The organism is Jiangella aurantiaca, assembly GCF_004349105.1.
GTDB classification, from domain to species: domain Bacteria; phylum Actinomycetota; class Actinomycetes; order Jiangellales; family Jiangellaceae; genus Jiangella; species Jiangella aurantiaca.
The window spans coordinates 1-24,258 of sequence record NZ_SMLB01000024.1; the positions used below are offsets into that span (position 1 = coordinate 1).

Genomic DNA, 24,258 nt, shown 5'->3' on the forward strand with positions numbered 1-24,258 from the left:
GACGCGGCGGGCTGATCGACCGGCGCCGGCGGGCGCGGGGCAGGCTTCGCCGCCGGCGCGGCGGGTGCCGACGCCGGTGCGGCCGCATTGGGCGTGCTGGGGGTAGGGGCTGCCGGCCTGGCCGTCGGGCCAGGGCGGCCGGGAGACCGCTTCGCTCCCTTGCCGGTTCCTTGGTTGGCGAACGCCTCACGGAGCTTGCGGACCACGGGAGCCTCGACAGTCGACGATGCCGACTTGACGTACTCTCCGAGGTCGCCCAGCTTGCCGAGGACGTCCTTGCTCGTCACACCGAGCTCTTTCGCGAGCTCGTGTACCCGGACCTTTGCCACTGCTCTCCTTCTCGGCCCGGGCGTGTCGGCTCGGACCGGCTAGGTGGTGCGCGTGCTCATCGCTGCGTGCTCATCGAGCGCTCGTGAGCGTCACGTCGTGTCTCCTTCATCCATTCCGGCCGGCCGTTGCGGCCGACCGGGTCGATCCTCGTGCTCGGCGAGCCATCGACGCAGCTCAGCACCGTCGAGCGGCCCCTCGGCGCGTAGTGCGCGCGAGAACGCCCGACGACGCTCGGCTTGGTCGAGGCACCCCTGGCTCGGGTGCAGGTACGCACCGCGGCCCGGGAGCCGGCCGTCGAGGTCGGGAACCAGCGCCCGTTCGGCGCCGGCACCGCCCGCGACGACGCGGAGCAGTTCGGACTTCACCACACGAGACCGGCATCCTACGCAGGTTCGCACAGGCGACCGGCCGGACGCGCGGTCATTCACTCGAACAGTTTAGCGTCTATCGGGCCTGAACGGTCACGCGGGCGCTCCGGCACCCCGATCGGAGGTCTCGGGCTCGGTGTCGGGGCGGATGTCGATGCGCCATCCGGTCAGCCGCGCGGCCAGTCGTGCGTTCTGTCCCTCACGGCCGATGGCCAGCGAGAGCTGGAAGTCGGGCACCGTCACGCGGGCCGACCGGGCGGCGGCGTCGACGATCTCGACCCGCTGCACCCGGGCCGGCGACAGCGCGTTGGCGACCAGCTCAGCGGGGTCCTCGGACCAGTCGACGATGTCGATCTTCTCGCCGTGCAGCTCCGTCATGACCGCACGCACCCGCGAGCCCATCGGCCCGATGCAGGCGCCCTTGGCGTTGACGCCCGGCACCGTCGAATAGACGGCGATCTTGGTGCGGTGGCCGGCCTCGCGGGCGATGCCGGCGATGTGCACGGTGCCGTCGGCGATCTCGGGGACCTCGAGCACGAACAGCTTCTTCACCAGGTTCGGGTGGGTCCGCGAGACGGTGACGATGGGGCCGTGCTGGCCCTTGCGCACCTGCACGACGTAGCAGCGGATGCGGCTGCCGTGCTCGTAGCGCTCCCCCGGCACCTGCTCGGCCGGCGGCAGCACCGCCTCGACCTTGCCGAGGTTGACCATGACGGTACGGGGGTCGCGGCCCTGCTGGATGGTGCCGGAGACGATCTCGCCCTCGCGGTCGAGGAAGTCGCCGAACGTGTTCTCGTCCTCGGCGTCGCGCAGCCGCTGCAGGATCTCTTGCTTCGCGGTGGTGGCGGCGATGCGGCCGAAGCCGGCCGGCGTGTCGTCCCACTCGCGCACGACGGCGCCGTCGTCGTCGACCTCTTGCGCCCAGACGGTGACGTGGCCGGTCTTGCGGTCCAGCTCGACGCGGGCGCGCGGTTGGTGACTCTCGGAGCGCTGGTAGGCGAGCAGCAGCGCACGCTCCGTCGCCTCGACGACCAGGTCGAAGGAGATGTCCTTCTCTCGCTCCAGTGCTCTCAGGAGCGAAAGGTCGATGTCCACGCTCTCAGTCCTCTTCCTCGAAATCGTCGAGATCGGTGTCGTCGGTCTTGCGGAACTCGACCTGCACCTTGGCCTTGCGGACGTCGGCATAGGCCAGCACGCGGCTGGCGCCGTCGACGTCCAGGACGGCGGAGTCGTCGTCGGCCGACACGACGCGGCCGGTGACGTCGCCGCCGTCGTGCAGGATGGCGCGCACCAGCCGGCCCGTCGCGCGCGACCAGTGCCGCGGCAGCGTCAGCGGCCGGGAGACGCCCGGCGAGCTGACCTCGAGGGTGTACGGGTGGTCGCCCATGGCGCCGGAGTCGTCGAGCGCCTTGGAGATGTGCCGCGACACCTCGGCGCAGCGGTCGAGGTCGACCCCGCCGTCGGCGTCGACGATGATGCGCAGCCGGCTGCGGCGGCCGGCCTGGGACAGCTCCAGCGACTCGAGGTCGAGCCCCTCCGACGCCACCACGGGCTCGATGACCTGCTCCAGAAGGTCACGAGTAGCCGATGTCATCGGATGCCCCTTCCTCGATGTCGAGTTGTCTCCGGCCGTCTCATGGAATGGCGGAGTTCTTGACTCTCTGCCGCCAAGAGTAGCCAAGACTACAGCGCAGACCGGTGATCCACGGGCCGGTTCGCACCGGTTACGGTGTCCCCCGTGACGCAGAGGGTGGACGAGGGCCGGCGGCGGCTGCTCGCGCTGGTCGCCGGGGCTCCGGTGCTCGCCGCCGCGCTGGCCGCGTGTGGTGCCGACCCGCGTCCGAAAGCCGCTCCGGGCCCCCGCGCGCCACTCGACGCGGACGTGAAGCTGCGCTGGCGCGCGGTGCACAGCGAGCAGACGCTGCTGGCGCTGCACGCGGCCACCGTCGCGGCGTATCCGGACCTCGCCGCTCGGCTGCAGCCGCTGACGGCGCACCACGACGAGCACCTGGCCGCGCTGCGGGCCGACGGGCCGCTGCCGTACGGCGGCGGCGACGGCACGGCCGCCGCTCCGGAGGTGGCCGCCGACCCTGCTGCCGCGCTGGCCGCCGTCGCCGACGCCGAGCGGGCCGCCGCCGACGCGTGCGTCGTCGCCGCGCTGGCCGCAGCCGGGCCGCGGCTGGCGGCCGTCCTCGCGTCCATCGCCGCGTCCGAGGCCGGCCATGGGGTGGTGCTGGCATGACGACGACCCCGGCGCCGACGCCGTCCGCCTCCGCAGCTTCCGCCGACGCCGGTGTCGAGGCCGCCCAGGCGGCGCTGGCCGGCGAGCACGCGTGCGTCTACGGCTACGGCGTGGTCGGCGCGCACCTGCCCGACGGCGCGGAGCCGGCGCACGCCGCGCTGGCCGCGCACCGGTCCCGCCGCGACGAGTTGACCGCGCTGATCGGCGACGCCGGCGCCGACCCGGTCGCGGCCGAGCCCCGCTACGCGCTGCCCTCCCCCGTCACCGACGAGGCGTCCGCGCAGGCGCTGGCGGTGCTGCTGGAGGAGCGGCTCGGCGCACTGTACGCGGACGTCGTCGGCACCGCCACCACGCCGGAGCTGCGCGAGTTCGCCGTCCGCGGCGTCGTCATGGCCGCCGTCCAGGCGCTCGCCTGGGGCGGGGCACCGACCGCGTTCCCCGGCCTGGACGGCCGGGTCTAACCGACCGCCCCCTTCCGCGTTGATCTTGGAGTTGTTCGGCAATTGCGGGGTGAAATGTCCGATAGATGGCCGAACAACTCCAAGATCAACGCGGGTCGGGCGGGCCGGAAAGGGGCGCCGTGCGGTCGAACACGTCGCCCATGAAGGTGACCAGCTGCGCCGCCACCTCGGCGGCGTGCGTCTCGAGGAACAGGTGCCCGCCGTCGTAGATGTGCGCCTCGAGGGTGTCCATGTCCTCGTGGTAGGCCAGCACCTCCGCGATGTCGAAGTACACGTCGTGCCGGCCCCATAGCACCAGGCACTGCGGCTGGTGTTCGCGGTGGTAGGCGGCGATGTCGGGGAACCGGGCCACATGGTGCTGGTAGTCGACGAAGAGCTGGAAATGCGCCTCGATGTTGCCGGGCCGCGTGAGTCGTTCCCAGTCCAGGTGCCACGTCTCGCGCGGCTGCAGGGCCTGCAATTCTGGCGACAGCCCGCTGAGGTACTGGTCGCGGGTGCCGTCGAAGGTCAGCCAGTCGGGCAGAGCCGCGCGGTTCTCCTCGGTAGGCTCCGCCCAGTATCGGCGCGCGGTGTCCCAGGTCTCGCCCAGGCCCGCCTCGTGGGTGTTGCCGTTCTGCACGACCAGCCCCAGGACCCGTTCCGGGTGGCGCAAGGCCATGAGGTACCCGACCGGCGTGCTGTAGTCGGTCACGAAGAGGACGTAGCGCCGCACGCCCAGGTCGTCGACCAGGGCCTCGATGGCCTGGGACAGGTGTTCGTAGGTGTACACGTACTCGTCCGGTGGCGGCGCGTCGGAGAACCCGAACCCGGGCATGTCCGGCGCGACGGCGTAGAACTGCTCGCCCAGCACCGGGAGCACCGCGCGGAACGAGTGCGACGAGGCCGGGAAGCCGTGCAGCAGCAGCACCGCCGTCGACGACGGGACGCCCGCCTCGCGGTAGTGCAGCCGCAGCCCGCCGGCGTCGCGGAACAGGTGCCTGGTCTTGGCTGCGTGTCTCATGCCCCGTAACCGCACCCAGGCCTTCACCGGTTATTCCGGCCGAACCTAAGGTCGAAGCGGTCCAGCGCGCGCAGCTTGTTGGTGACGTCGAGCGCCGCGACCTTGTAGGCCTCGGACAGCGTCGGGTAGTTGAACACAGTGTCGACGAGGTAGTCGACGGTACCGCCGCAGCCCATGACCGCCTGCCCGATGTGGACGAGGTCGGCCGCGCCGGTGCCGAACACGTGGACGCCGAGGATGTGCCGCGTCGTCGGTGAGACCAGCAGCTTCAGCATGCCGTAGGAGTCGCCGACGATCTGGCCGCGGGCCAATTCGCGGTAGCGGGAGATGCCGACCTCGTACGGGACGGCCTCCTGCGTGAGCTCGACCTCGGTGCGGCCGCAGTAGGAGATCTCCGGGATCGTGTAGATGCCGATGGGCTGGATCTCGCGCAGCTCGTTGGCGGGCTCGCCGAACGCGTGCAGCGCCGCGAGACGCCCCTGGTCCATGCTGGTGGCGGCCAGTGCCGGGAAGCCGATGACGTCGCCGACGGCGTAGATGTGCGGGACGCTGGTGCGGTACCGGGCGTCGACGGCGATGCGGCCGCGCGCGTCGGCGGTGAGGCCGGCCGCGTCGAGGCCCAGTTCGGCGGTGACGCCCTGCCGCCCGGCGGAGTGCATGACCGTCTCGGCCGGGATCCGCTTGCCGCTGGCCAGCGTGGTGACGGTGCCGTGCGAGCCGATCTCGACCTTCTCGACCTCTTCGCCGAAGCGGAACGTCACCGAGAGGTCGCGCAGGTGGAACTTCAGCGACTCGACCACCTCGGGATCGCAGAACTCCAGCATCTGCGCCCGCTTCTCGACGACGGTGACGCGGGTGCCGAGCGCGGCGAACATCGACGCGTACTCGATGCCGATGACGCCCGCCCCGACGACGACCATGGAGTCGGGGATGCGCTCGAGCGTCAGGATGCCGTCGGAGTCGACCACCCGGCCCTCGTCGAACTCGACGTGGGCCGGGCGGGCCGGCGTCGTGCCCGTCGCGACGACGATGGTCGCGGCGGTGATCTGGCGGTGCTCCCCCGGCCCCTCGACGGCGACGGTGTGCGGGTCGACGAAACGGCCGCTGCCGACCACGAGATCGACGTGGTTGCGGAATAGTTGCGCCCGCACCACCTCGATCTCGCGGCCGATGACGTGCTGGGTGCGGGCCAGCAGGTCCTGCACGGTGATCTCGTGCTTGACGCGGTACGACTGGCCGTAGAGCTCGCGCATGGACAGGCCGGTGAGGTAGAGCACGGCCTCGCGCAGCGTCTTCGACGGGATGGTGCCCGTGTTGACGCAGACGCCGCCGATCATGTGCCGGCGCTCGACGACGGCGGCCCGTTTGCCCAGCTTGGCCGCGCCGATGGCGGCCTTCTGCCCGCCCGGGCCGGAGCCGATGACGAGGAGGTCGTAGTCATACCCGGGTTCGTCCATGCGCGCTCCTGCCGCCGCTGTTGATGTCCACGCTAACGGCGGCGGCCGGTCGCCGTCATCACCACTGCCGACCCGATCAACACGGCGCCGGCCAGTCCTGCCGCGCCGAGCCGCTCGTCCAGCACGACGGCGCCCAGCGCGGCCGCCGTGAGCGGCTCGAGCAGCGAGAACAGCGCCGCCGAGCCGGTCGCGACGGTGCGCAGGCCGGTGAAGTACAGCCCGTACGCCAGCGCCGTCGGAGCCAGCCCCAGGAACAGCAGCAGCCCGATCGCCCCGGCGTCCAGGCCGACGCCGACGCCGCCGGTCAGCGCCGCGATCGGGAGCAGCAGCAGGCCGCCCGCGCAGAACGAGAGGCCCGCCGTCGGCAGCGGCCCGATGTCGTCGACCGGCCGGGCGCCGAGCATCGTGATGGCGGCGAAGCCGGCCGCCGAGGTGAGCGCGCACACCGTCCCGGCCAGCACCGCCGCCGGGTCGCCGGCCCCCGGCGTGCCCACCAGCAGCGCGAGGCCGGCGATCGCCGTCGCGATGGCCACCAGGATGCGTCCGTCCGGCCGCCGCCGGCCGACGCCGCTCTCAGCGAGCACGACCAGGACGGGCGACGCGCCCAACGTGACGAGTGTGGCCAGGCTGACCGACGTCAGCGAGACGGCGGCGAAGTAGCAGCTCTGGTACAGCGCGGCCAGCGCGCCGAGCAGTAGCAACCGGCGGACGCCGCGGCCGGAGAGGCGCAGCCGGTGCAGCCGGCCGGTCGCCAGCAGCCAGACGACGACCAGCCCGCCGCCCACCAGCAGCCGGAACGCGGCGACGGCCAGCACGCCGAGGCCGGTGCGATCGATGAGCAGTGCCCCGGTGAGGCCGCCGGTGCCCCAGAGGACGCCGGCGCCCATGACGGAGAGCAGGTCGGTGCGCGCCGACGATGGCGCGAGGGTTCGAGTGTGTTCCACGGATCGGCTCCTGCGACGTGAAGAGGGATGAGACGCGCGGGAGCGGGACACGCAGGAGTGCGCGAAGAAGCCGGCCGCCCGTCAGAGGGGCAGCCGGCGCGCTGAGACGCGCCCCGCTAGGAAGCGGAGGGCGGGCTGACCGGGAACAACCGATGCATGAGCGGGATCATACGGGAACGGCGGGCGAGCGACCGGCGCGGCACCGGCCCGGCCCCGGTCGACGACGATCGCGCCTGGCCACCCTCCTTGTGCGAGCACCTCACCGCACGCAATGTTGATCTTGGAGTTGTTCGGCCGTTGCGGGGTGAAATGTCCGATAGATGGCCGAACAAGTCCAAGATCAACACTGGGTGGGGGTTCGACGGATGGCGCTGCGGTCAGCCGGCGACGACCTCGCGCAGGCGCTCGACGACGGCGTCGACGGGGACCTCCTCGCGCTCACCGGTGGCGCGGTCCTTGATCTCGACGACGCCGTCAGCCAGGCCGCGGCCCACCACGACGATGGTCGGCACGCCGATCAGCTCGGAGTCCTTGAACTTCACCCCCGGGCTGACGCCCTTGCGGTCGTCGTAGAGCACCCGGATGCCGGCCGCGTCCAGCTGCGACGCGAGGCCCGCGGCGGCCGTGAACACGGCGTCGTCCTTGCCGGTGGCGACCAGGTGGACGTCGGCCGGCGCGACCTCGCGCGGCCAGATGATGCCGGCGTCGTCGTGCGAGTTCTCGACGATGGCCGCGACCGCGCGCGACACGCCGACGCCGTAGGAGCCCATGGTGACGGTCACCAGCTTGCCGTTCTCGTCGAGCACCTGCAGGCCGAGCGCGTCGGCGTACTTGCGGCCGAGCTGGAAGATGTGCCCCATCTCGATGCCGCGCGCGGTCTCGAGCGGGCCGGAGCCGTCGGGCGCGGGGTCGCCCGCGCGCACCTCGGCGGCCTCGATGGTGCCGTCGGGCGTGAAGTCTCGCCCCGCGACGAGGTCGATGACGTGCTTGCCGGGGGTGTCGGCGCCGGTGACCCAGCGGGTACCCTCGACGACCCGCGGGTCGACGAGGTAGCGGATGCCGGAGGCGTTCTTCTCCCCCAGGACACCGGGGCCGATGTAGCCGCGAGCGAGCGCCGGGTGCTTCTCGAAGTCGGCCTCGGTGAACGGCTCCAACTCGGCCGGCTCGATCTGCGCCTGCAGCCGCTTCTCGTCGACCTCGCGGTCGCCGGGGACGCCGACGGCGAGCGGCTCGCGGGTGCCGTCGGGGTGGTGCAGGATGACCAGCACGTTCTTCAGCGTGTCGGACGCCTGCCAGGGCCGGTCGGCGCGCGGGAACCGCTCGTTGAGGTGGTCGACCAGCGTCTCGATGGTCGGTGTGCCGGGGGTGTCCTCGACGTGCGCCGCGGGGACGTCGTCGTAGGGCCGCGGGTCCGGCACCGGCGTGGTGACGGCCTCGACGTTCGCCGCGTACCCGCCGGGCGAGCGGACGTAGGTGTCCTCGCCGTTCTCTGCGGTGGCCAGGAACTCCTCACTGGCCGAGCCGCCCATCGCGCCGGACGTGGCCTGGACGATGACGTAGTCGAGGCCGAGGCGGTCGAAGATCTTGATGTAGGCCCCGCGGTGCGCCAGGTATGACCGCATGAACGCCTCGTCGGAGACGTCGAAGGAGTAGGAGTCCTTCATGACGAACTCGCGGCCGCGCAGGATGCCGGCGCGCGGCCGGGCCTCGTCGCGGTACTTGGTCTGGATCTGGTACAGCGCCAGCGGAAGATCCTTGTACGACGAGTACAGGTCCTTCACCAGCAGCGTGAACATCTCCTCGTGCGTGGGGCCGAGGAGGTAGTCGCCGCCCTTGCGGTCCTTGAGCCGGAAGATGGTGTCGCCGTACTCCTCCCACCGATGTGTGGCCTCGTAGGGCTCGCGCGGCAGCAGCGCCGGGAAGTGCACCTCCTGCGCGCCGATGGCGTTCATCTCTTCGCGCACGACGTTCTCGATGTTGCGCAGCACCGTGTAGCCCAGCGGCAGCCACGAATAGATGCCGGGAGCGGCGCGGCGGATGTAGCCGGCGCGGACCAGCAGTTTGTGGCTCGGCACCTCGGCGTCGACCGGATCCTCACGCAGGGTTCGCAGGAACAACGTCGACATGCGCAGGATCACGGGGTTCTCCAGGGCTTCCACGGACGGATCGGGCAGGGTTCGACAACGAAAGGACGAGGATAACCGCCCGGTCAGCGGGTGGTCACGGGGATTCGAGCATGGTCAGCCCGGCGGCCGCACCACCGCGGCTCAACACGATCTCGGCGGTGCGGTCGCGCGCCTGCCGCAGCCGGGCCGCCGTCGCCGTGCCGGTGTCGCCACTGGCCAGCGCCGCGGGCACGTCGAGCACCTCGACCGGCGGCTGGTAGGTCTGGTAGAGCGGCAGGAACTCGGCGTTCGTGACGGCGAAGCCACCGTCCTGCTCCGCGAACGTGAAGCGGGTGAGCAGGCCCTCGGCCTTCGGGCCCTCAGGCTCGGCGTGGTTGGCCATGAGGTTGCCCATGCCGTAGACGACCCACTCGCCGCCGACGTTCTCGATCGGCTGCACGACGTGCGCGTGGTGGCCGAGCAGCAGGTCGATGTCGGGCGACGCGATGAGCTGCGGTGCGAGGTCGCTCTGCAGCTGGTTGGGCTCGTGGACGTACTCGTCGCCCCAGTGCAGCGCCGTGACGACGACGTCGGCGCCCTCGGCGCGGGCGGTGGCGGCGTCGGCCAGGATGCGGTCCAGGTCGATCTCGTTGCCGCGCCAGGTCTCGCCGTCCGGCGCCGGGATGCCGTTGAAGCCGAACGTGTACGACAGCAGCGCGACGTCGACAGGGCCGCCGTCGGTCGCGACCTCGACGTGGGTGATCTGCTGCGCCTCGTCGGGCGTGCGGGCCGAGCCGGCGTGTGCCAGCCCGGCGGCGTCGAGGGTGGCCAGCGTGCGGTCGACGCCGTCGGCGCCCTGGTCGAACGTGTGGTTCGACGCGGTGGTGCAGGCGTCGTAGCCGGTCTCGGCCAGCGCGGTGGCGACCTGCGGCGGGCCGGAGAACATCGGATAGCCCTCGTACGGCCCGCTGGCCGGCGCGAGCGGCACCTCGAGGTGGCAGACGGCCAGGCCGGCGCCCTGGACGATCGGCGCGATGTTCGCCAGCTGCGGCGCGAAGTCCATCTCCTCGCCCGGCCCGGCGTCGTTGCGCGCCTGCGTCCACAGCCGTTCGTGCAGCAGCACATCACCGGTCGCGACCAGCGTGAACGTGCGGGGATCCGGCGTCGGAGTCGGCGTCGGAGTCGGCGTCGGGGTCGGCGACTGTGGCGTCGACGGAGCGGCGGGCGAGGAGGGCGCGGCGCCGGGATCGTCACCGTCGTCGCCCCCGCAGGCGGTGGCGGTGAGGATGCCTGCGACGGCGAGGGCAGCGACGAGCCGGGGGGTGCGGCTGTTCATCGTGCACAGTCTGCCCGACGTTCAGAACATGATGGTCGCGAACCGGCCGACCTCGGTGAAGCCGACCCGGCGGTACGCGCCGCGGGCGGCGACGTTGAAGTCGTTCACGTAGAGCGTGACGGCCGGCGCGATCTCGCGCAGCGCATACTCGACGACGGCCGCCATGCCGCCGACGGACAGCCGCTCGCCGCGTCGCTCGGGCCGCACCCAGACGCCCTGCACCTGGCAGGCGTGCGGTGTGACGGCGCCGATCTCGGCCTTGAAGACGATCTCGCCGTCCTCGAACCGGGCGAACGCGCGGCCGGCCCGGACCAGCTCGGTGAGCCTCGCCTTGTAGTACGCGCCGCCGTCGGTGCTGGTGGGTGAGACGCCGACCTCCTCGGTGAACATCGCGATGGCGGCCGGCAGCAGCACGTCGATCTCGTCCGGGCGCACCCGGCGGACCAGCGGGTCGGCGGGGACGACCGGTGCCGAGCTGATCGCCATGACCGGCTGGCAGGCGCGCACCTCGCGGGCCGGGCCCCACTCGGGGCGGAGCAGGTCCCACATCGACAGCACCGCGTCGGCCGGTCCGACGATGGACGAGCACCGGCGGCCGCGGCGGACGGCGAGGTCGGCGAACGTGCGGGCGGCCCGGGCCGACGCCGCGACCGGCACCAGGTTCGCGCCGGAGTAGCACAGCGACCGCAGCCGCTGGTCCTCGTAGTAGCCCCAGAGCTCGCCGGCCAGTCGCGACGGTGCCAGCCCCGACGCGTGCACCCGGGAGCCGACGAACACGTCGAGGCAGGGGTCGCGGTCGAGCAGCGCGACAGTGTCGTCCAGGTCGGCCTGGCTCAGCGGCCGGACCGCCGTCGACGTCCCGATCACGTCGCCCCCTCTCCCCCGAGCGCCGCCGTCAGGCGACGGTGATCACCGGCCCGCCGTCGCCGTCGCCGGCGTCCATCGTCTCGGCGATCCGCATGGCCTCTTCGATCAGTGTCTCGACGATCTCCGACTCGGGCACCGTCTTGACGACCTCACCCTTCACGAAGATCTGGCCCTTGCCGTTGCCGGATGCTACGCCCAGATCGGCCTCGCGCGCCTCCCCGGGGCCGTTCACCACGCAGCCCATGACGGCGACCCGCAGCGGGACCTCCATGCCCTCCAGGCCTGCGGTGACGCGGTCGGCGAGGGTGTAGACGTCGACCTGGGCACGGCCGCAGGACGGGCAGGACACGATCTCGAGCTTGCGGGGGCGCAGGTTCAGCGACTGCAGGATCTGGTTGCCGACCTTGACCTCTTCGACCGGCGGCGCGGACAGCGAGACCCGGATGGTGTCGCCGATGCCCTTCGAGAGCAGCGCGCCGAACGCCGTCGCCGACTTGATGGTGCCCTGGAAGGCCGGTCCGGCCTCGGTGACGCCGAGGTGCAGCGGCCAGTCGCCGCGCTCGGCCAGCAGCTCGTAGGCGCGGACCATGACGACGGGGTCGTTGTGCTTCACCGAGATCTTGAAGTCGTGGAAGTCGTGCTCCTCGAACAGCGACGCCTCCCAGACGGCGGACTCGACCAGCGCCTCCGGCGTGGCCTTGCCGTACTTGGCCAGCAGCCGAGGGTCGAGCGAGCCGGCGTTGACGCCGATGCGCAGCGAGATGCCGGCGTCCTTGGCCGCCTTGGCGATCTCGCCGACCTTGTCGTCGAACTTCTTGATGTTGCCCGGGTTGACGCGGACGGCGGCGCAGCCGGCGTCGATGGCCGCGAAGACGTACTTGGGCTGGAAGTGGATGTCGGCGATGACCGGGATCTGCGACTTCTTCGCGATGGCCGGCAGCGCGTCGGCGTCGTCGGCGCTGGGCACGGCGACCCGGACGATGTCGCAGCCGGCCGCGGTGAGCTCGGCGATCTGCTGCAACGTCGCGTTGATGTCGACCGTCGGCGTCGTCGTCATGGACTGGACGCTGATGGGTGCGTCGCCGCCGACCTCGACCTTGCCGACGCGGATCTTGCGCGACTTGCGCCGTGGCACGAGCACCGGCGGTGGTAGCTGCGGCATCCCCAGGGCGACATTCATCGACTTCACTCTCTCCTTGCTTCTCGCGGCGCTAGCCCAGTAGCCGGACGGGGTTCACGAGGTCGGCGTAGATCAGCAGCGCGCTCATGCCGATGAGCACGACGGCGACCCCGTACGCCAGTGGGAGCGCCTTGGCGACGTCGACAGGCTGCGGCTCGGGCCGGCGGAACACCTTGGCGAAGGCCCGCTTGATGGCCTCCCAGATGGCGCCTGCGGCGTGCCCGCCGTCCAGTGGCAGCAGCGGCACCAGGTTGAAGATGGCGATGGCCATGTTGAACGAGGCCAGCATCATGACGAACGTGGCCACCCGCTGCGCCGCGGTGAGACCGTCGGCCGACGCGATCTCGCCGCCGATGCGCCCGGCGCCGACGATGCTCACCGGCGTGTCGGCGCCTCGGTCGGCGCCGCCGAAGGCCGCGTCCCACACGTCGACCATGCGCTGCGGGATGCGCGACATGGCCTCGGCGGTGTTGCTGATGAAGCCGCCCGTCCACGCGAGCGTGCCGCCGACGTCCTCCTGCTCGAAGTGGTCGAGCGTCGGGGCGATGCCGAGGAAGCTGGTCTCGATGGTGGCGCCCTCGGGGCCGTCGGGGTCGGGCCGCTCGGCCACGATGAGGTCGGGCGCGAGGTCGATGCGCTGCCCGTCGCGCTCGATGACCATGGCCATGGGGCCCTCGCCCGCGGCCTGGATGGCGGCCGAGACCTCGGTCCAGCTGGTGACCGGCGTGCCCTCGATCTCGACCACGCGGTCGCCGGGAAGGATGCCGGCCGCCGCCGCGGGCGCGACCGTGTCGGTGTCGTTGCACTCGGTGCGGTTCTCCGAGGCCGGGATGACGCACTCGTTGACGACGCTGACGAGGGGGGCGAACACCGGCTTGTCGGGGTTGCCGAACGTCATGAGCACGCCGCCGGCCAGCACGATGGCCAGCACGATGTTCATGGCCGGGCCGCCCAGCATGATGATCAGCTTCTTCCACCACGCCTTGCGGTAGAAGACGCGGTCCTCGTCGCCGGGGCCGATCTCCTCACGCGAGGCGTTGCGGGCGTCGCGGGCCATGGTCTGGAACAGGCCGGTGCTGGACTGCCGCAGCTGTGTGGCGTCGCCGCCGGGCTCGGGCGGGAACATGCCGATCATGCGGACGAAGCCGCCCAGAGGGATGGCCTTGACGCCGTACTCCGTCTCGCCGCGCTTGCGCGACCACACCGTCCGGCCGAAGCCGATCATGTACTGACTGACCTTGACGCCGAACAGCTTCGCCGGCACGAGGTGGCCGATCTCGTGCAGCGCGATCGAGACGATGAGCCCGACCGCGAACAGCACGATGCCGACGACGGCGAGCAGGTCCATCAGTGTTCCTCTTCCGATCCGGCGAGCTCGCGCGCCCGGGCTCGGGCCCAGTGCTCCGCGGCCGCCACGTCGTCGACGCTCCGTGCGTCACCACCACCGTACTCGTCAAGGATACGGTCGATGGTGTCGACAATGCCCACGAACGGCAGCCGGCCGGCGACGAACGCCGCCAGGCACTCCTCGTTGGCCGCGTTGTAGACGGCGGGCGCGAGGCCTCCGCGCATGCCCGCCGCTCTGGCGAGCTCGACCGCCGGGAAGGCGTCGTTGTCGAGCGGCTCGAACTCCCACGTGGAAGCCTTGGTCCAGTCGCAGGCGGGCGCGGCGTCGCGCAGGCGGTCCGGCCACGACAGCGCCAGCGCGATCGGGATGCGCATGTCGGGCGGACTGGCCTGCGCGATCGTCGAGCCGTCGACGAACTCGACCATCGAGTGGACGATCGACTGCGGGTGCACGACCACCTCGATCGCGTCGAACGGCACGTCGAACAGCAGGTGCGCCTCGATCAGCTCCAGCCCCTTGTTCACCAGGTTCGCCGAGTTGATGGTGACGACCGGGCCCATGCTCCAGGTGGGGTGCGCCAGCGCCTGCTCGGGTGTGACGTCGCTCATCTGCGCGCGCGTGCGGCCGCGGAACGGGCCGCCGCTGGCGGTGAGGACGAGCTTGCGGACCTCTCGGCTGGTGCCGGAGCGGAGGCACTGGGCGAGCGCGCTGTGCTCGCTGTCGACGGGGACGATCTGGCCGGGTTTGGCCTTGGCCTTCACGAGGGGACCGCCCGCGATGAGGGACTCCTTGTTCGCCAGAGCCAGGGTGCGGCCGGCCTGGAGGGCAGCGAGAGTCGGGGCGAGGCCGATGGAGCCGGTGATGGCGTTGAGGATGACGTCCGCTTGCTGGGTGGCCGCGAGCTCGGCGGCGGCGTCCGGGCCGGCGAGGACCTTGGGGACGCGGTACTCCCCCGTCTCGTATCCGCGCTTGCTCGCCTCGGCGTAGAACGCGAGGAGAATGTCCTCGGCGGCGCCCGCCTTCGCGACCGCGACGGTCTCGACGCCAAGCTCCAGCGCCTGCGCTGCTAGGGACGCCGGGTCTCCCCCGCCGGCCGCCAGCCCGGAGACGCGGAGGTGGTCCGGGTTCCGCTTGACGACGTCGATGGCCTGAGTGCCCACCGAACCGGTCGAACCGAGGATGACGACGTCGCGGACGCTTGGCATGGGCCTATTCTCCACCGCGGACGAGAGAGGGGTTTGCCGCGTTGGCCAGCCCCCTGCTCTCCATTGTCCGGGGCGCGGAAGTTGATCACGTTCAGCACGAAAACTCGTGTCGCACTACGCCTGTAAACGTGTCGACGCTCCAGAAATCCTCATGATGGCCCACCCCGGCCACCGGCAAGCGATTACCGACGCCCACACCCTTGATCATCAAGGATCCACCCCGCCATAGGGTGTCGAATCCTTGATGATCATGGAGGAACCGCTGTCGGGACGGGCCACTCTCTCCGCGGCCCTGCCAACGGCTCAAGGACGGGCCAACGCGACCGTTTCCATCCGTTTCCGCGCCACACAGTCGAATGTCCTGGGTGTTTCGCGCGTCACGGGAAGATCTGCAGTTCGGTCTCGATCCCGCAAAGGCGGCAGGACGTTCACCCGCACCACAGGTCCAGACCATTGACGGCAAGTCTGGCCCAGTGGTAGACCAACCGGCCAACAGGTCTACTGGCGCGACTCCGCGTGTCGAATGCGAGGTACCCCCATGGCGACATCCGTTCCCCGCGCCCGAGCGCACCGAACACACCACCGCGGCAGAGTCGGCCGGTTCGCCGCCGGCGTGGCAGCGGCCGCGCTGGCGGTCTCCGGGCTGGCGGCCGCCGGGCTCCCCGCGACCGCGGCGACCGACGATGCCGAGCCGACGTCTTTGACGATCGCCGTGTCGCAGGAAGTCGACTCGCTGAGCCCGTTCGTCGCGGTGCGGTTGATCACGACCAACATGCACCGGTGGATGTACGACTTCCTCACCAACTACGATCCCGAGACCGGTGAGACGATCCCCGCCCTGGCGGAGGACTGGGAGACGTCCGAGGACGGCCTCACCTGGACCTACCTCATCCGCGAGGGAGTCACCTGGAGCGACGGCGAGCCGGTCACGGCCGAGGACGTCGCCTGGACGTTCAACACGATGATGACCGACCCGGCCGCCGCCGAGGCGAACGGCAACTTCGTCGAGAACTTCGCGTCCGTCACCGCCACCGACGAGCACACCGTCGAGATCGTCCTCAACGAGCCGCAGGTCACCATGCTCGCGCTGGACGTGCCGATCCTGCCGGAGCACATCTGGTCGCAGGTCGACGACTTCGGCGCGTTCAACAACGACACCGAGTTCCCGATCGTCGGGAACGGCCCGTTCATCCTCACCGACTACCAGCCGAACGTGTCGATCACGCTGGAGGCCAACCCGGACTACTGGCGGGGCGCGCCGAAGTTCGACCAGCTGGTCCTGCGCTACATCGACGACCCGGACGCGCAGGTCGAGGCGCTGCGCAGCGGCGAGGTCGACTTCGTCTTCGGCCTGACGCCGGCGCAGTACGAGACGCTGCAGAACGAGGAGAACATCACCGTCAACGCCGCCGAGGGCAAGCGGTTCCAGGCGGTCACGCTCAACCCCGGCGCTCGGCTGCAGGACGGCACCCCGTTCGGCGACGGGCACCCGGCGCTGCAGGACCCCGTCGTGCGCCAGGCGCTCGTGCACACCATCGACCGCGAGGCCATCTACGAGGTCGCCTATGGTGGCCTCGGCGAGGCCAACGGCGGGTACATCCCGTCCCGCTACGACACCTTCCACTGGGAGCCCGAGGGCGACGAGGAGATCGGCTTCGACATCGACGAGGCGAACCGGCTGCTCGACGAGGCCGGCTACGCGCCCGGCGGCGACGGCATCCGCGTCGGGCCCGACGGGCGGCCGCTGTCGTTCCGGTTCAACGTGCACGGCGACAACCCGCAGTACATCCAGGCCGCCGAGATGATGGCCGAGTGGGCTCGCGAGGCCGGCATGGAATTGCGCGTCGAGCCGGTGTCCGAGGTCGGCTCGCTGCTCGACGAGGGCACCTACGACATCCTCACCACCGGCTGGAACGTCAATCCGGACCCGAACTACGTCCTGTCGATCAACCTGTGCAGCGGGCTGCCGACGGAGCTCGGCGGGCCCTACCTGTCCGACGCGTACTACTGCAACGAGGAGTACGACCGGCTCTACGGCGAGCAGCTGTCCGAGCTGGACGTCGACGCCCGCGCCGAGATCGTCAAGGACATGCAGCGCACGCTCTACGAGGACAACATCTTCGTGGTGTGGGGCTACGCCAACCAGCTCGAGGCGTACCGCAGCGACGTCATCGCCGAGATGACCCCGCAGCCGGACCCGGGCGGCAACTTCTGGGGCCAGGACGGCTACTGGAGCTGGTGGTCCGCGGTCCCCGTCGGCGAGGAGGACGACGCGGCGGCCGGCGCCGACGAGGGCGGCTCCGACGACGGCGGCTCGAACACCGGGCTGATCATCGGCATCGTCGCCGTCGCGATCGTCGTGCTGCTGCTGGTCGTGCTCCTGCTCCGCCAGCGGACGGCCACCGCGGACGACCGCGAATAGGAGCTCAATGGCTGATTCGGCACTGCCGACCGCGCCGGTCCCGCAGCTCGCGCAGAGCGTGCGGGACCGGTCCGGCGTCCGGCGCAGGCTCCGGTACTACGGCGAGAAGCTCGGCGGCTCGCTGGTCTCGCTGTTCGCCGTCATTCTGACCAGCTTCTTCCTGTTCCGCATCATCCCGGGCGACCCGGTGCGGACGATGACGCACGGCCGTCCGGTGAGCATCGAGCAGCAGGAACAGCTGCGCCGCGAGTTCGGCCTGGACAAGCCGCTGGCCGAGCAGTTCTGGTCGTACCTGACGGGCGTGCTGCGGCTGGACTTCGGCGACTCGTTCCAGTTCAACCGGCCGGTCACCGACCTCATCGGCGAGCGGCTGTGGCCGACGGTGTTGTTGGTCGGCACCAGCGTGGTGATCTCGGCGGCGCTCGGCCTCTGGCTGGGCGTGCGCGGCGCATGGAACCACGGCAGCCTGAGCGACCGCGTCAACACCGGCGTGGCGCTGACGCTGTGGTCGGTGCCGAGCTTCTGGCTGGGCCTGATCCTCATCGTGATCTTCGCCTCCGGCGCCGGCTGGTTCCCGACCAGCGGCATGGAGAGCACCGCCGTCGAGGGCTGGGAACGCATCCCCGACGTCGCGCACCACATGGTGCTGCCGCTGGTCACGCTGGTGGCCGTGGTGTATGCGCAGTACCTGATGATCATGCGGTCGTCGCTGCTGGACGAGATGGGGAGCGACTACATCGTCACCGCTCGGGCGAAGGGGCTGCGCGACCTCATCGTGCGGCGCCGCCACGCCGTCCCGAACGCGCTGCTGCCCACCGTCACGCTGATCTTCGTCAACCTCGGCTTCGTCGTGTTCGGCGCCGTGCTGGTCGAGACGATCTTCAGCTGGCCGGGCCTGGGCCAGCTGTTCTACTCCGGCCTGAGCGTGCCGGACCTGCCGCTCGTGCAAGGGCTGTTCATCCTGTTCTCCGCGGCGGTGATCCTCATGAACCTGCTGGCCGACCTGCTCTATCCCATTCTCGACCCGCGGGTGCGGCCATGAACGGGCTGGTGTGGGCGCGGCGACGGCGGACGGCCGCACGGTTCTGGTCGCAGTTCCGGCAGAACAAGGCCGGCGTGTTCGGGCTGGTCGTGCTCGCGCTGTTCGTGCTGACGGCACTACTCGCGCCGGTCCTCACGCCCGACAACGCGCTGAGCGTCACCCGTCCGCCGGGCTCGCCACTGGACGGGCCGAGCGCGGACTTCCCGCTGGGCACGGACCGGTCCGGCCGCTCGATGGTCGACATGATCATCTGGGGGTCGCGGGTCTCGCTGACGGTGGGATTCTGGGCGACGTTCATCTCGATCGCCTTCGGCACGCTGTTCGGGATCCTGGCCGGGCACTTCGGCGGCTGGGGGTCCAGCCTGCTGATGCGGGTGACCGACTGGTTCCTCGTCATGCCGTCGCTGGTCCTGGGCGTCGCGCTGGCCGCGGTCCTGGGCCGCAGCCTGACGACGATCATCGTCGCGATCGGCGTGACGTCCTGGCCGACGACGGCCCGGCTGGTGCGCGCGCAGACGCTCGCCGTCGAGGCCCGGCCGTACATCGAGCGGGCCAGGGCGCTGGGCGGCGGGCACCTGCACGTCATGAGCAACCACGTGCTGCCCAACGTGATGCCGATCGTGCTGGCGCAGACGACGCTGATGGTGGGGTCGGCGATCCTGACGGAGTCGACGTTCGCGTTCCTGGGGCTCGGCGACCCGACGACGGCGTCTTGGGGCGCGACCATCCAGGCGGCGCGCGACGTCGGCGCCGTCAGCTCCCGCATGTGGTGGTACATCCTGCCGCCGGGCATCGCGATCGTGCTGGTCGTGCTGGCGTTCACGCTGGTCGGCCGGGCGATCGAGGGCGTCCTGAACCCGAAGCTGAGGGAGCGCCTCTGATGAGCCTGCTCGAGGTCGACGACCTGACCGTGACGTATCGGACCGGGGGCGGGGACGTGCCGGCCGTCCGCGGCGTGAGTTTCGCGCTGGAGGCCGGACAGAAGCTCGGTCTGGCCGGCGAGTCCGGCTGCGGCAAGTCGACGATGGCGCTGGCGCTGCTGCGGCTGTTGCCGAAGACCGCTCGTCTTACCGGTGAAATCCGGTTCGATGGTGAGGACATCCTGACGATGTCGTGGGGGCGCCTGCGGGCGGTCCGCTGGGCCGGCGCCTCGATCGTCTTCCAGGGCGCGATGCACTCGCTCAACGCCGTCCAGCGGATCGGCGCGCAGATCGCCGAGCCGATCCGGCTGCACTCGAAGGCCACCGAGGCCGAGATCCGGCGGAAGACCGGCGAGCTGCTCGAGCACGTCGGCCTGCCGGCCCGGCGCGCCGACGCGTACCCGCACGAGCTGTCCGGCGGGCAGCGGCAGCGGGTGATGATCGCGATGGCGCTGGCCTGCGACCCGAAGCTGATCGTCGCCGACGAGCCGACGACCGCGCTGGACGTGATGATCCAGGCGCAGATCCTGACGCTGATCGAGTCGCTGGTCGCCGAGCAGGACATCAGCCTGCTGATGATCAGCCACGACCTGTCCGTGCTCGCCGACACGTGTGACCGGCTGGCCGTCATGTACGCCGGCCGGATCGTCGAGGAGGGCCCGGCCGCGGCGGTGTTCGGCGCGGCCCGGCACCCATACGGCCAGGCGCTGGCGGCGGCGTTTCCGCGGATCGGCGACCCGGCGTCGCGGCGGCGGCCGCAGGGGCTGGCCGGCGACCCGCCCGACCCGGCCGAGCTGCCCACCGGCTGCGCGTTCCATCCGCGCTGCCCGGCCCGGTTGGACCACTGCGACCGCGTCGACCCGGCACTGTGGCCCACGGCCGACGATGACCGGCGGGCCGCCTGCGTCCACGTCCTGCCCGACGAGGGTCTCTCCCTTCTGACGAAGGAGCCGGCGTGAGCGACCCGATCCTGTCCGCCGAGGACGTACACGTCGAGTTCGAGGCCCGCCGCGGCGGCGGCCGCGCTCGCGCCGTCGACGGCGTCAACCTCGACATCGCGCCGGGCGAGATCGTCGCGCTGGTCGGCGAGTCCGGGTGCGGCAAGACGACGCTGGCCCGCACCCTGCTCGGGCTGGAGCGGCCGACGTCGGGCCGGGTGCTGCACCGTGGTACTCCCCTGGCGTACACGTCGAAGGCGCTCAAACGGTTCCGCCGCGACGTCCAGCTGGTGCTGCAGGATCCGAGCGGCTCGCTGAACCCGCGGCACACCGTCTACGACGCCGTCGCCGAGGGGCTGCGCATCCACGGCGACGTCCCGAACGAGCGGGAGCGGGTCGCCGACGCGCTGTCGCGGGCCGGGCTGCGGCCGCCGGAGCGGCTCTTCCTGCGCTTTCCGCACGAGCTGTCCGGCGGGCAGCGGCAACGGGTCGTGATCGCCGGCGCGCTGGTGCTGGAGCCGAACGTCATCGTCGCCGACGAGCCGGTCGCGTCGTTGGACGCGTCGGTGCGCGGCGAGATCCTGGCGCTGCTGCTGCGGCTGCGTGACGAGCTGGGGCTGGCGGCGCTGGTGGTGACGCACGACCTCGGGCTGGCGTGGAACATCGCCGACCGGGTCGCCGTCATGTACCTGGGCCGGATCGTCGAGACCGGGCCGGTGGAGAAGATCCTCACCGCGCCGGAGCACCCGTACACGCAGGCGCTGCTGTCGGTTCTGCCGGACGCGCCCGGCTCCCCCGTCGTCCTGCAGGGCGAGCCCCCGGACCCGACGCGGATCCCGTCCGGCTGCCGGTTCCACCTGCGCTGCCCAGTGCTGGCGTCGGGCGCCGCGGCGACGGCCGGGGTGGACGGCGCCTGCCGCGGCGAGGACCCCGGTGTGCTGGCCGGCGGGACGGCCGTCCAGGCGGCCTGCCACTACGCGCGGGCGGTCAGCTCCTCGACGGGTCAGGCTGCGGCAGCCCGGCCCTGACGAGGGTGAACGCCTCGGCGATCAGGTCGCGCAGCGGGCGGTCGTGCTGACCCAGCGCCCAGAGGTCCATGGCCGTCTTGACCGCGTGGCCGGCGGCGCCGGCGATGAGGTGCGGGTAGAGGTCGATGCTCGCGTCGGTGCCGGTGCGGGCGGCGATCGTCTCGGCGAACCGGCGGCGCATGGTCTCGAGGGCGGAGAGCTGGCTGGCGATGACCGCCGGGTTCGCCTTGATCATCTCGAGTTGCCTGATCAGGCGGGCATGGCCGTCGGGGCTCTCGTCGACGGAGTCGAGGAACACGCGCTGCAGGCTGTCCCACATGGGCTCGTCGGCGGGCCGCTTCTCGAGCTCGTCGGTGAGCCGGTCGGCCCAGTCGACGATGGAGGCGACGATCGCCTCCTCGCGGCTGGAGAAGTAGTTGTGGAACGTGCGGGGCGAGACGTCGGCGGCCGCGGCGATCGCCTCGACGGTGACGTGCTCGACCCCCAGCTCGACGGCGAGCCGGTTGGCGGCGGCGCTGAGCGCGGCGCGAGTGGCCGCCTTCTTGCGCTCGCGCAGGCCCACTTCTACTGTCATGTCAACTACTTTATCGAAAAGTTGCAGAGTCCGCAAAACTGCTGAGTGAGAAAAGTTGCGCGCGGCTGCCTCTCGCCGCCGGCGACGGCGTGCGCCGGACAGGCGGACGGGCGGCCGGGACCTCTCCGTCCGGCCGCCCGTCCTCTTCACCGGGGGGTCTAGCGCTGTGCCGGCTCCCGCTCCGGCTCCAGTTCCGCCTCGGGCTCCTCTCGGAGCTGGCGGGCCAGCTTCTCGCCCTCGACGTCGACGTTCGGGAGCAGGCGGTCGAGCCAGCGCGGCAGGTACCAGGCCCGGCTGCCCAGCAGCGTCATGACTGCAGGGACGATCGTCATGCGGACGACGAACGCGTCGAACGCGACCGCCGCGGCCAGTGCGAGGCCGACCTGCATGATGATGTCCTCACCGCCGAAGATGAAGGCGGCGAACACGCTGATCATGATCATCGCGGCGGCGCTGACCACGCGGGCGCCGTGCTGGAAGCCGATGACCACCGACTCCGTGGGCGACGCGCCGTGCACGTGTTCCTCGCGCATCCGGGTGACCAGGAAGACCTGGTAGTCCATCGCGAGGCCGAACACCACGCCGATGAGGAAGATCGGCAGCATGCTGACGATCGGGCCGGTCTGCTCGATGCCCAGCAGGCCGTTGAACCAGCCCCACTGGAACACCGCCACGATGGCGCCGAACGTGGCGCCCATGGTGAGCAGGAACCCGAGCGCGGCCTTGAGCGGCACGAGGATCGATCGGAACACCACCGTCAGCAGGATCAGCGACAATCCGACGACCAGCAGCAGGTACGGCAGGAGCGCGTCGGCCATCCGCTCGGTGAAGTCGATGTTGATGGCCGTCACACCCGTGACGGCGAGCGTCGCGCCGGTCTCGTCCAACAGGATCTCGCCCTGGTCGCGGATGGTCGCCACCAGGTCTTCGGTCTCCGCGCTGCCGGGCGCGGTCTCGGGCACGAGGTTGACGATGGCGGTGTCGCCGGCCTGGTTGAACATCGGAGGCGAGACCGAGACGACGCCGTCGATGCCGCCGAGCGTCGCGACGACCTCATCGGCCGCCGCCTGCGGGTCGTCGGTCGTGGTGCCGTCGACCACGATTGTCAGCGGGCCGTTGAAGCCGGCGCCGAATCCCTCGACGGTCAGGTCGTAGGCCTTCCGCTGCGTGCTGTCGGGCGGTGAGCTGCCTTCGTCGGGCAGGCCCAGGCGCAGGTCCAGCAGCGGAGCCGCCAGGGCGATCATGGCGGCACCGGCGACGACGAGCACCGGGATCGGCCGGCGGGTGACCAGGTTCGCCCAGCGCCGGCCCAGGGTGGGCTTGCCGCCGTCGCCTTCGGGATCGCGCACCTTCCGCAGGCCCGGGATGCGCCCGCCCATGACTCGGTGCTTGGCGAAGCCGAGCAGGGCCGGCAGGAGGGTCAGCGCGATGATGACGGCCATGCCGACGGTGAGCGCCGCGGCCAGGCCCATCTCCGTCAGCATCGGGATGCCGACGACGAACAGGCCGGCCAGCGCGATCATGACGGTCAGCCCCGCGAACACGACGGCGGAACCGGCGGTGCCCACGGCACGGCCGGCCGCCTCCTCGCCCTCGCGGCCGATCGCCAGCTCGTGCCGGTACCGCGACACGATGAACAGCGCGTAGTCGATGCCGACGGCGAGCCCGAGCATGAGGGCGAGCGTGGGCGTACTGGAGCCGATGTCGATGAACCCGCTGGCGGCGGTGATCGCCGAGATGCCGATGATGATGCCCAGGATGGCCGTCAGCAGCGGGAGCCCCGCGGCGATCAGCGAGCCGAACGTGAGGACGAGGACCACCGCCGCCACGGCGATGCCGACGAACTCGGTGCCGCCGCCCGGCTCCTCCTCGGCCATGGCCGCTTCGCCGCCGAGCTCCACCGTCAGGCCGGCGTCGCGTCCGGTCTCGGCCGCCTCGAACAGCGCATCCCTGGCCTCGTCGGTCAGGTCGGCGAACTGGACGGAGTAGGTCACCTGCGAGAACGCGATGCTCTGGTCCTCGGACACGGTGCCGGCCTCGAAGGGATCGGGCACCTGCGCCACCTGCGGCGCCGTGGCGAGCTCGGCCAGAACCCCCTCTACGGCGGACTGGTTCTGGGGGTCGGTGAGGGTCTCGCCCTCGGGTGCGGCGAACACGACCCGCGCCTGCGCCCCGTCGGTGTTGCCGCCGGGGAAGCGCTCGTCGAGGAGATCGAATGCCTCCTGGGACTCGGTACCCGGGATGGAGAACGAGTCGGACGTGGGCCCGGAGAGCGTCGCCGCACCCACCCCGACGAGGGCGACGAGGCCGAGCCAGATGGCCAGCACCACCCCGCGGCGCCGATACGAGAACCGGCCGAGCCGGTAGAGGAATGTCGCCACCGATGAACTCCAAGCGTGTGAGAAGTGCGACGTCAGAACACCACGGCGAACCTGTGAGCAGCCTGAGAGCGCCGTGCGCTGGGGCCCACCTCGATGTGAGACTGCGACTA

At 71.2% G+C, this 24,258-nt stretch carries 22 protein-coding genes; 7 read left to right on the forward strand and 15 right to left on the reverse strand.

The window, feature by feature from the left end; all coding sequences use genetic code 11:
* From E1262_RS17130 to rimP, 4 genes are all read right to left on the reverse strand, one after another.
* Positions 1–329: translation initiation factor IF-2 N-terminal domain-containing protein (locus E1262_RS17130; protein ID WP_203453957.1), on the reverse strand; the 329-nt coding region annotated here is incomplete at its 3' end.
* Positions 330–419: 90 nt separating this feature from the next.
* The gene (locus E1262_RS17135) at positions 420–758 is read right to left on the reverse strand and encodes a DUF448 domain-containing protein (RefSeq protein WP_203453958.1); all 339 of its coding nucleotides are present in this window, start codon (positions 756–758) and stop codon (positions 420–422) included.
* Positions 759–791: 33 nt separating this feature from the next.
* Positions 792–1,793, reverse strand: coding sequence for a transcription termination factor NusA (gene nusA, locus E1262_RS17140; protein ID WP_132104363.1), 1,002 nt, complete (start codon positions 1,791–1,793; stop codon positions 792–794).
* A 4-nt stretch (positions 1,794–1,797) separates the two neighbouring features.
* A complete protein-coding gene (gene rimP / locus E1262_RS17145) occupies positions 1,798–2,292 on the reverse strand; it encodes a ribosome maturation factor RimP (RefSeq protein ID WP_132104364.1) in 495 nt (164 codons plus the stop codon).
* Positions 2,293–2,436: 144 nt separating this feature from the next.
* Between rimP and E1262_RS17150 the strand changes: the two genes are divergently transcribed.
* Both E1262_RS17150 and E1262_RS17155 read left to right on the forward strand, forming a co-directional pair.
* Complete coding sequence (locus E1262_RS17150; protein WP_132104365.1) at positions 2,437–2,940, forward strand: hypothetical protein; 504 nt, start codon at positions 2,437–2,439, stop codon at positions 2,938–2,940.
* Positions 2,937–3,401 carry a ferritin-like domain-containing protein gene (locus E1262_RS17155; protein ID WP_132104366.1) on the forward strand — a complete coding sequence of 155 codons (465 nt, stop codon included), beginning with the start codon at positions 2,937–2,939 and terminating at the stop codon, positions 3,399–3,401. Before E1262_RS17150 ends, E1262_RS17155 begins: the two co-directional genes overlap by 4 nt.
* 85 nt (positions 3,402–3,486) lie before the next feature.
* Here the strand turns inward: E1262_RS17155 and E1262_RS17160 are convergent, their stop codons facing one another.
* The 9 genes from E1262_RS17160 to dxr all read right to left on the reverse strand — a co-directional run bounded on the left by E1262_RS17160 (position 3,487) and on the right by dxr (position 14,843).
* The gene (locus tag E1262_RS17160) at positions 3,487–4,401 is read right to left on the reverse strand and encodes an alpha/beta fold hydrolase (RefSeq protein WP_132104367.1); all 915 of its coding nucleotides are present in this window, start codon (positions 4,399–4,401) and stop codon (positions 3,487–3,489) included.
* A gap of 23 nt (positions 4,402–4,424) precedes the next feature.
* Positions 4,425–5,858, reverse strand: a complete 1,434-nt coding sequence (sthA, locus tag E1262_RS17165) for a Si-specific NAD(P)(+) transhydrogenase (RefSeq protein ID WP_132104368.1) — start codon at positions 5,856–5,858, stop codon at positions 4,425–4,427.
* 32 nt (positions 5,859–5,890) lie between these two features.
* On the reverse strand, positions 5,891–6,802 hold the full coding sequence (locus E1262_RS17170; protein WP_203453959.1) for a DMT family transporter: 912 nt from the start codon (positions 6,800–6,802) through the stop codon (positions 5,891–5,893).
* Positions 6,803–7,179: 377 nt separating this feature from the next.
* Positions 7,180–8,940 (reverse strand): proline--tRNA ligase, encoded by a 1,761-nt coding sequence (locus E1262_RS17175; protein WP_132104434.1) that lies wholly within the window; start codon positions 8,938–8,940, stop codon positions 7,180–7,182.
* An 82-nt stretch (positions 8,941–9,022) separates the two neighbouring features.
* Positions 9,023–10,243 (reverse strand): CapA family protein, encoded by a 1,221-nt coding sequence (locus tag E1262_RS17180; protein WP_132104369.1) that lies wholly within the window; start codon positions 10,241–10,243, stop codon positions 9,023–9,025.
* A 21-nt stretch (positions 10,244–10,264) separates the two neighbouring features.
* Positions 10,265–11,107, reverse strand: coding sequence for a GNAT family N-acetyltransferase (locus E1262_RS17185; protein ID WP_203453967.1), 843 nt, complete (start codon positions 11,105–11,107; stop codon positions 10,265–10,267).
* 31 nt (positions 11,108–11,138) lie between these two features.
* A complete protein-coding gene (gene ispG / locus E1262_RS17190) occupies positions 11,139–12,290 on the reverse strand; it encodes a flavodoxin-dependent (E)-4-hydroxy-3-methylbut-2-enyl-diphosphate synthase (protein ID WP_132104371.1) in 1,152 nt (383 codons plus the stop codon).
* Positions 12,291–12,321: 31 nt separating this feature from the next.
* Positions 12,322–13,638: a M50 family metallopeptidase gene (locus E1262_RS17195; RefSeq protein WP_132104372.1), complete on the reverse strand. Its 1,317-nt coding sequence runs from the start codon at positions 13,636–13,638 to the stop codon at positions 12,322–12,324.
* Complete coding sequence (gene dxr / locus E1262_RS17200; RefSeq protein WP_132104373.1) at positions 13,638–14,843, reverse strand: 1-deoxy-D-xylulose-5-phosphate reductoisomerase; 1,206 nt, start codon at positions 14,841–14,843, stop codon at positions 13,638–13,640. The genes E1262_RS17195 and dxr overlap by 1 nt, the downstream gene beginning before the upstream one ends.
* 538 nt (positions 14,844–15,381) lie before the next feature.
* Here dxr and E1262_RS17205 point away from each other — a divergent pair.
* From E1262_RS17205 to E1262_RS17225, 5 genes are read left to right on the forward strand one after another with little or no spacing between them, the layout of a single operon-like run.
* Complete coding sequence (locus E1262_RS17205) at positions 15,382–17,265, forward strand: ABC transporter substrate-binding protein (protein WP_132104374.1); 1,884 nt, start codon at positions 15,382–15,384, stop codon at positions 17,263–17,265.
* 7 nt (positions 17,266–17,272) lie between these two features.
* Entirely contained in the window at positions 17,273–18,307 is a 1,035-nt protein-coding gene (locus E1262_RS17210) for an ABC transporter permease (RefSeq protein WP_132104375.1), read from the forward strand.
* Positions 18,304–19,188, forward strand: a complete 885-nt coding sequence (locus E1262_RS17215; RefSeq protein WP_132104376.1) for an ABC transporter permease — start codon at positions 18,304–18,306, stop codon at positions 19,186–19,188. Before E1262_RS17210 ends, E1262_RS17215 begins: the two co-directional genes overlap by 4 nt.
* Positions 19,188–20,186: an ABC transporter ATP-binding protein gene (locus tag E1262_RS17220; protein WP_132104377.1), complete on the forward strand. Its 999-nt coding sequence runs from the start codon at positions 19,188–19,190 to the stop codon at positions 20,184–20,186. The genes E1262_RS17215 and E1262_RS17220 overlap by 1 nt, the downstream gene beginning before the upstream one ends.
* Complete coding sequence (locus E1262_RS17225) at positions 20,183–21,193, forward strand: oligopeptide/dipeptide ABC transporter ATP-binding protein (protein ID WP_132104378.1); 1,011 nt, start codon at positions 20,183–20,185, stop codon at positions 21,191–21,193. Before E1262_RS17220 ends, E1262_RS17225 begins: the two co-directional genes overlap by 4 nt.
* Here E1262_RS17225 and E1262_RS17230 read toward each other — a convergent pair.
* Complete coding sequence (locus E1262_RS17230; protein ID WP_132104379.1) at positions 21,153–21,767, reverse strand: acyl-CoA-like ligand-binding transcription factor; 615 nt, start codon at positions 21,765–21,767, stop codon at positions 21,153–21,155. The two genes, E1262_RS17225 and E1262_RS17230, sit on opposite strands and share 41 nt — an antisense overlap.
* Before the next feature lie 158 nt (positions 21,768–21,925).
* Complete coding sequence (locus E1262_RS17235) at positions 21,926–24,148, reverse strand: MMPL family transporter (protein ID WP_132104380.1); 2,223 nt, start codon at positions 24,146–24,148, stop codon at positions 21,926–21,928.
* Positions 24,149–24,258 lie beyond the last annotated feature (110 nt).

What these genes read in the sequence shown, in the direction of transcription:
- rimP (WP_132104364.1), bottom strand. Translation starts at nt 2,292, where the DNA reads ATGACATCGGCTACTCGTGACCTTCTGGAGCAGGTCATCGAGCCCGTG.
- E1262_RS17155 (WP_132104366.1), top strand. Translation starts at nt 2,937, where the DNA reads ATGACGACGACCCCGGCGCCGACGCCGTCCGCCTCCGCAGCTTCCGCC.
- E1262_RS17160 (WP_132104367.1), bottom strand. Translation starts at nt 4,401, where the DNA reads ATGAGACACGCAGCCAAGACCAGGCACCTGTTCCGCGACGCCGGCGGG.
- sthA (WP_132104368.1), bottom strand. Translation starts at nt 5,858, where the DNA reads ATGGACGAACCCGGGTATGACTACGACCTCCTCGTCATCGGCTCCGGC.
- E1262_RS17180 (WP_132104369.1), bottom strand. Translation starts at nt 10,243, where the DNA reads ATGAACAGCCGCACCCCCCGGCTCGTCGCTGCCCTCGCCGTCGCAGGC.
- ispG (WP_132104371.1), bottom strand. Translation starts at nt 12,290, where the DNA reads ATGAATGTCGCCCTGGGGATGCCGCAGCTACCACCGCCGGTGCTCGTG.
- E1262_RS17195 (WP_132104372.1), bottom strand. Translation starts at nt 13,638, where the DNA reads ATGGACCTGCTCGCCGTCGTCGGCATCGTGCTGTTCGCGGTCGGGCTC.
- dxr (WP_132104373.1), bottom strand. Translation starts at nt 14,843, where the DNA reads ATGCCAAGCGTCCGCGACGTCGTCATCCTCGGTTCGACCGGTTCGGTG.
- E1262_RS17205 (WP_132104374.1), top strand. Translation starts at nt 15,382, where the DNA reads ATGGCGACATCCGTTCCCCGCGCCCGAGCGCACCGAACACACCACCGC.
- E1262_RS17210 (WP_132104375.1), top strand. Translation starts at nt 17,273, where the DNA reads ATGGCTGATTCGGCACTGCCGACCGCGCCGGTCCCGCAGCTCGCGCAG.
- E1262_RS17215 (WP_132104376.1), top strand. Translation starts at nt 18,304, where the DNA reads ATGAACGGGCTGGTGTGGGCGCGGCGACGGCGGACGGCCGCACGGTTC.
- E1262_RS17220 (WP_132104377.1), top strand. Translation starts at nt 19,188, where the DNA reads ATGAGCCTGCTCGAGGTCGACGACCTGACCGTGACGTATCGGACCGGG.
- E1262_RS17230 (WP_132104379.1), bottom strand. Translation starts at nt 21,767, where the DNA reads ATGACAGTAGAAGTGGGCCTGCGCGAGCGCAAGAAGGCGGCCACTCGC.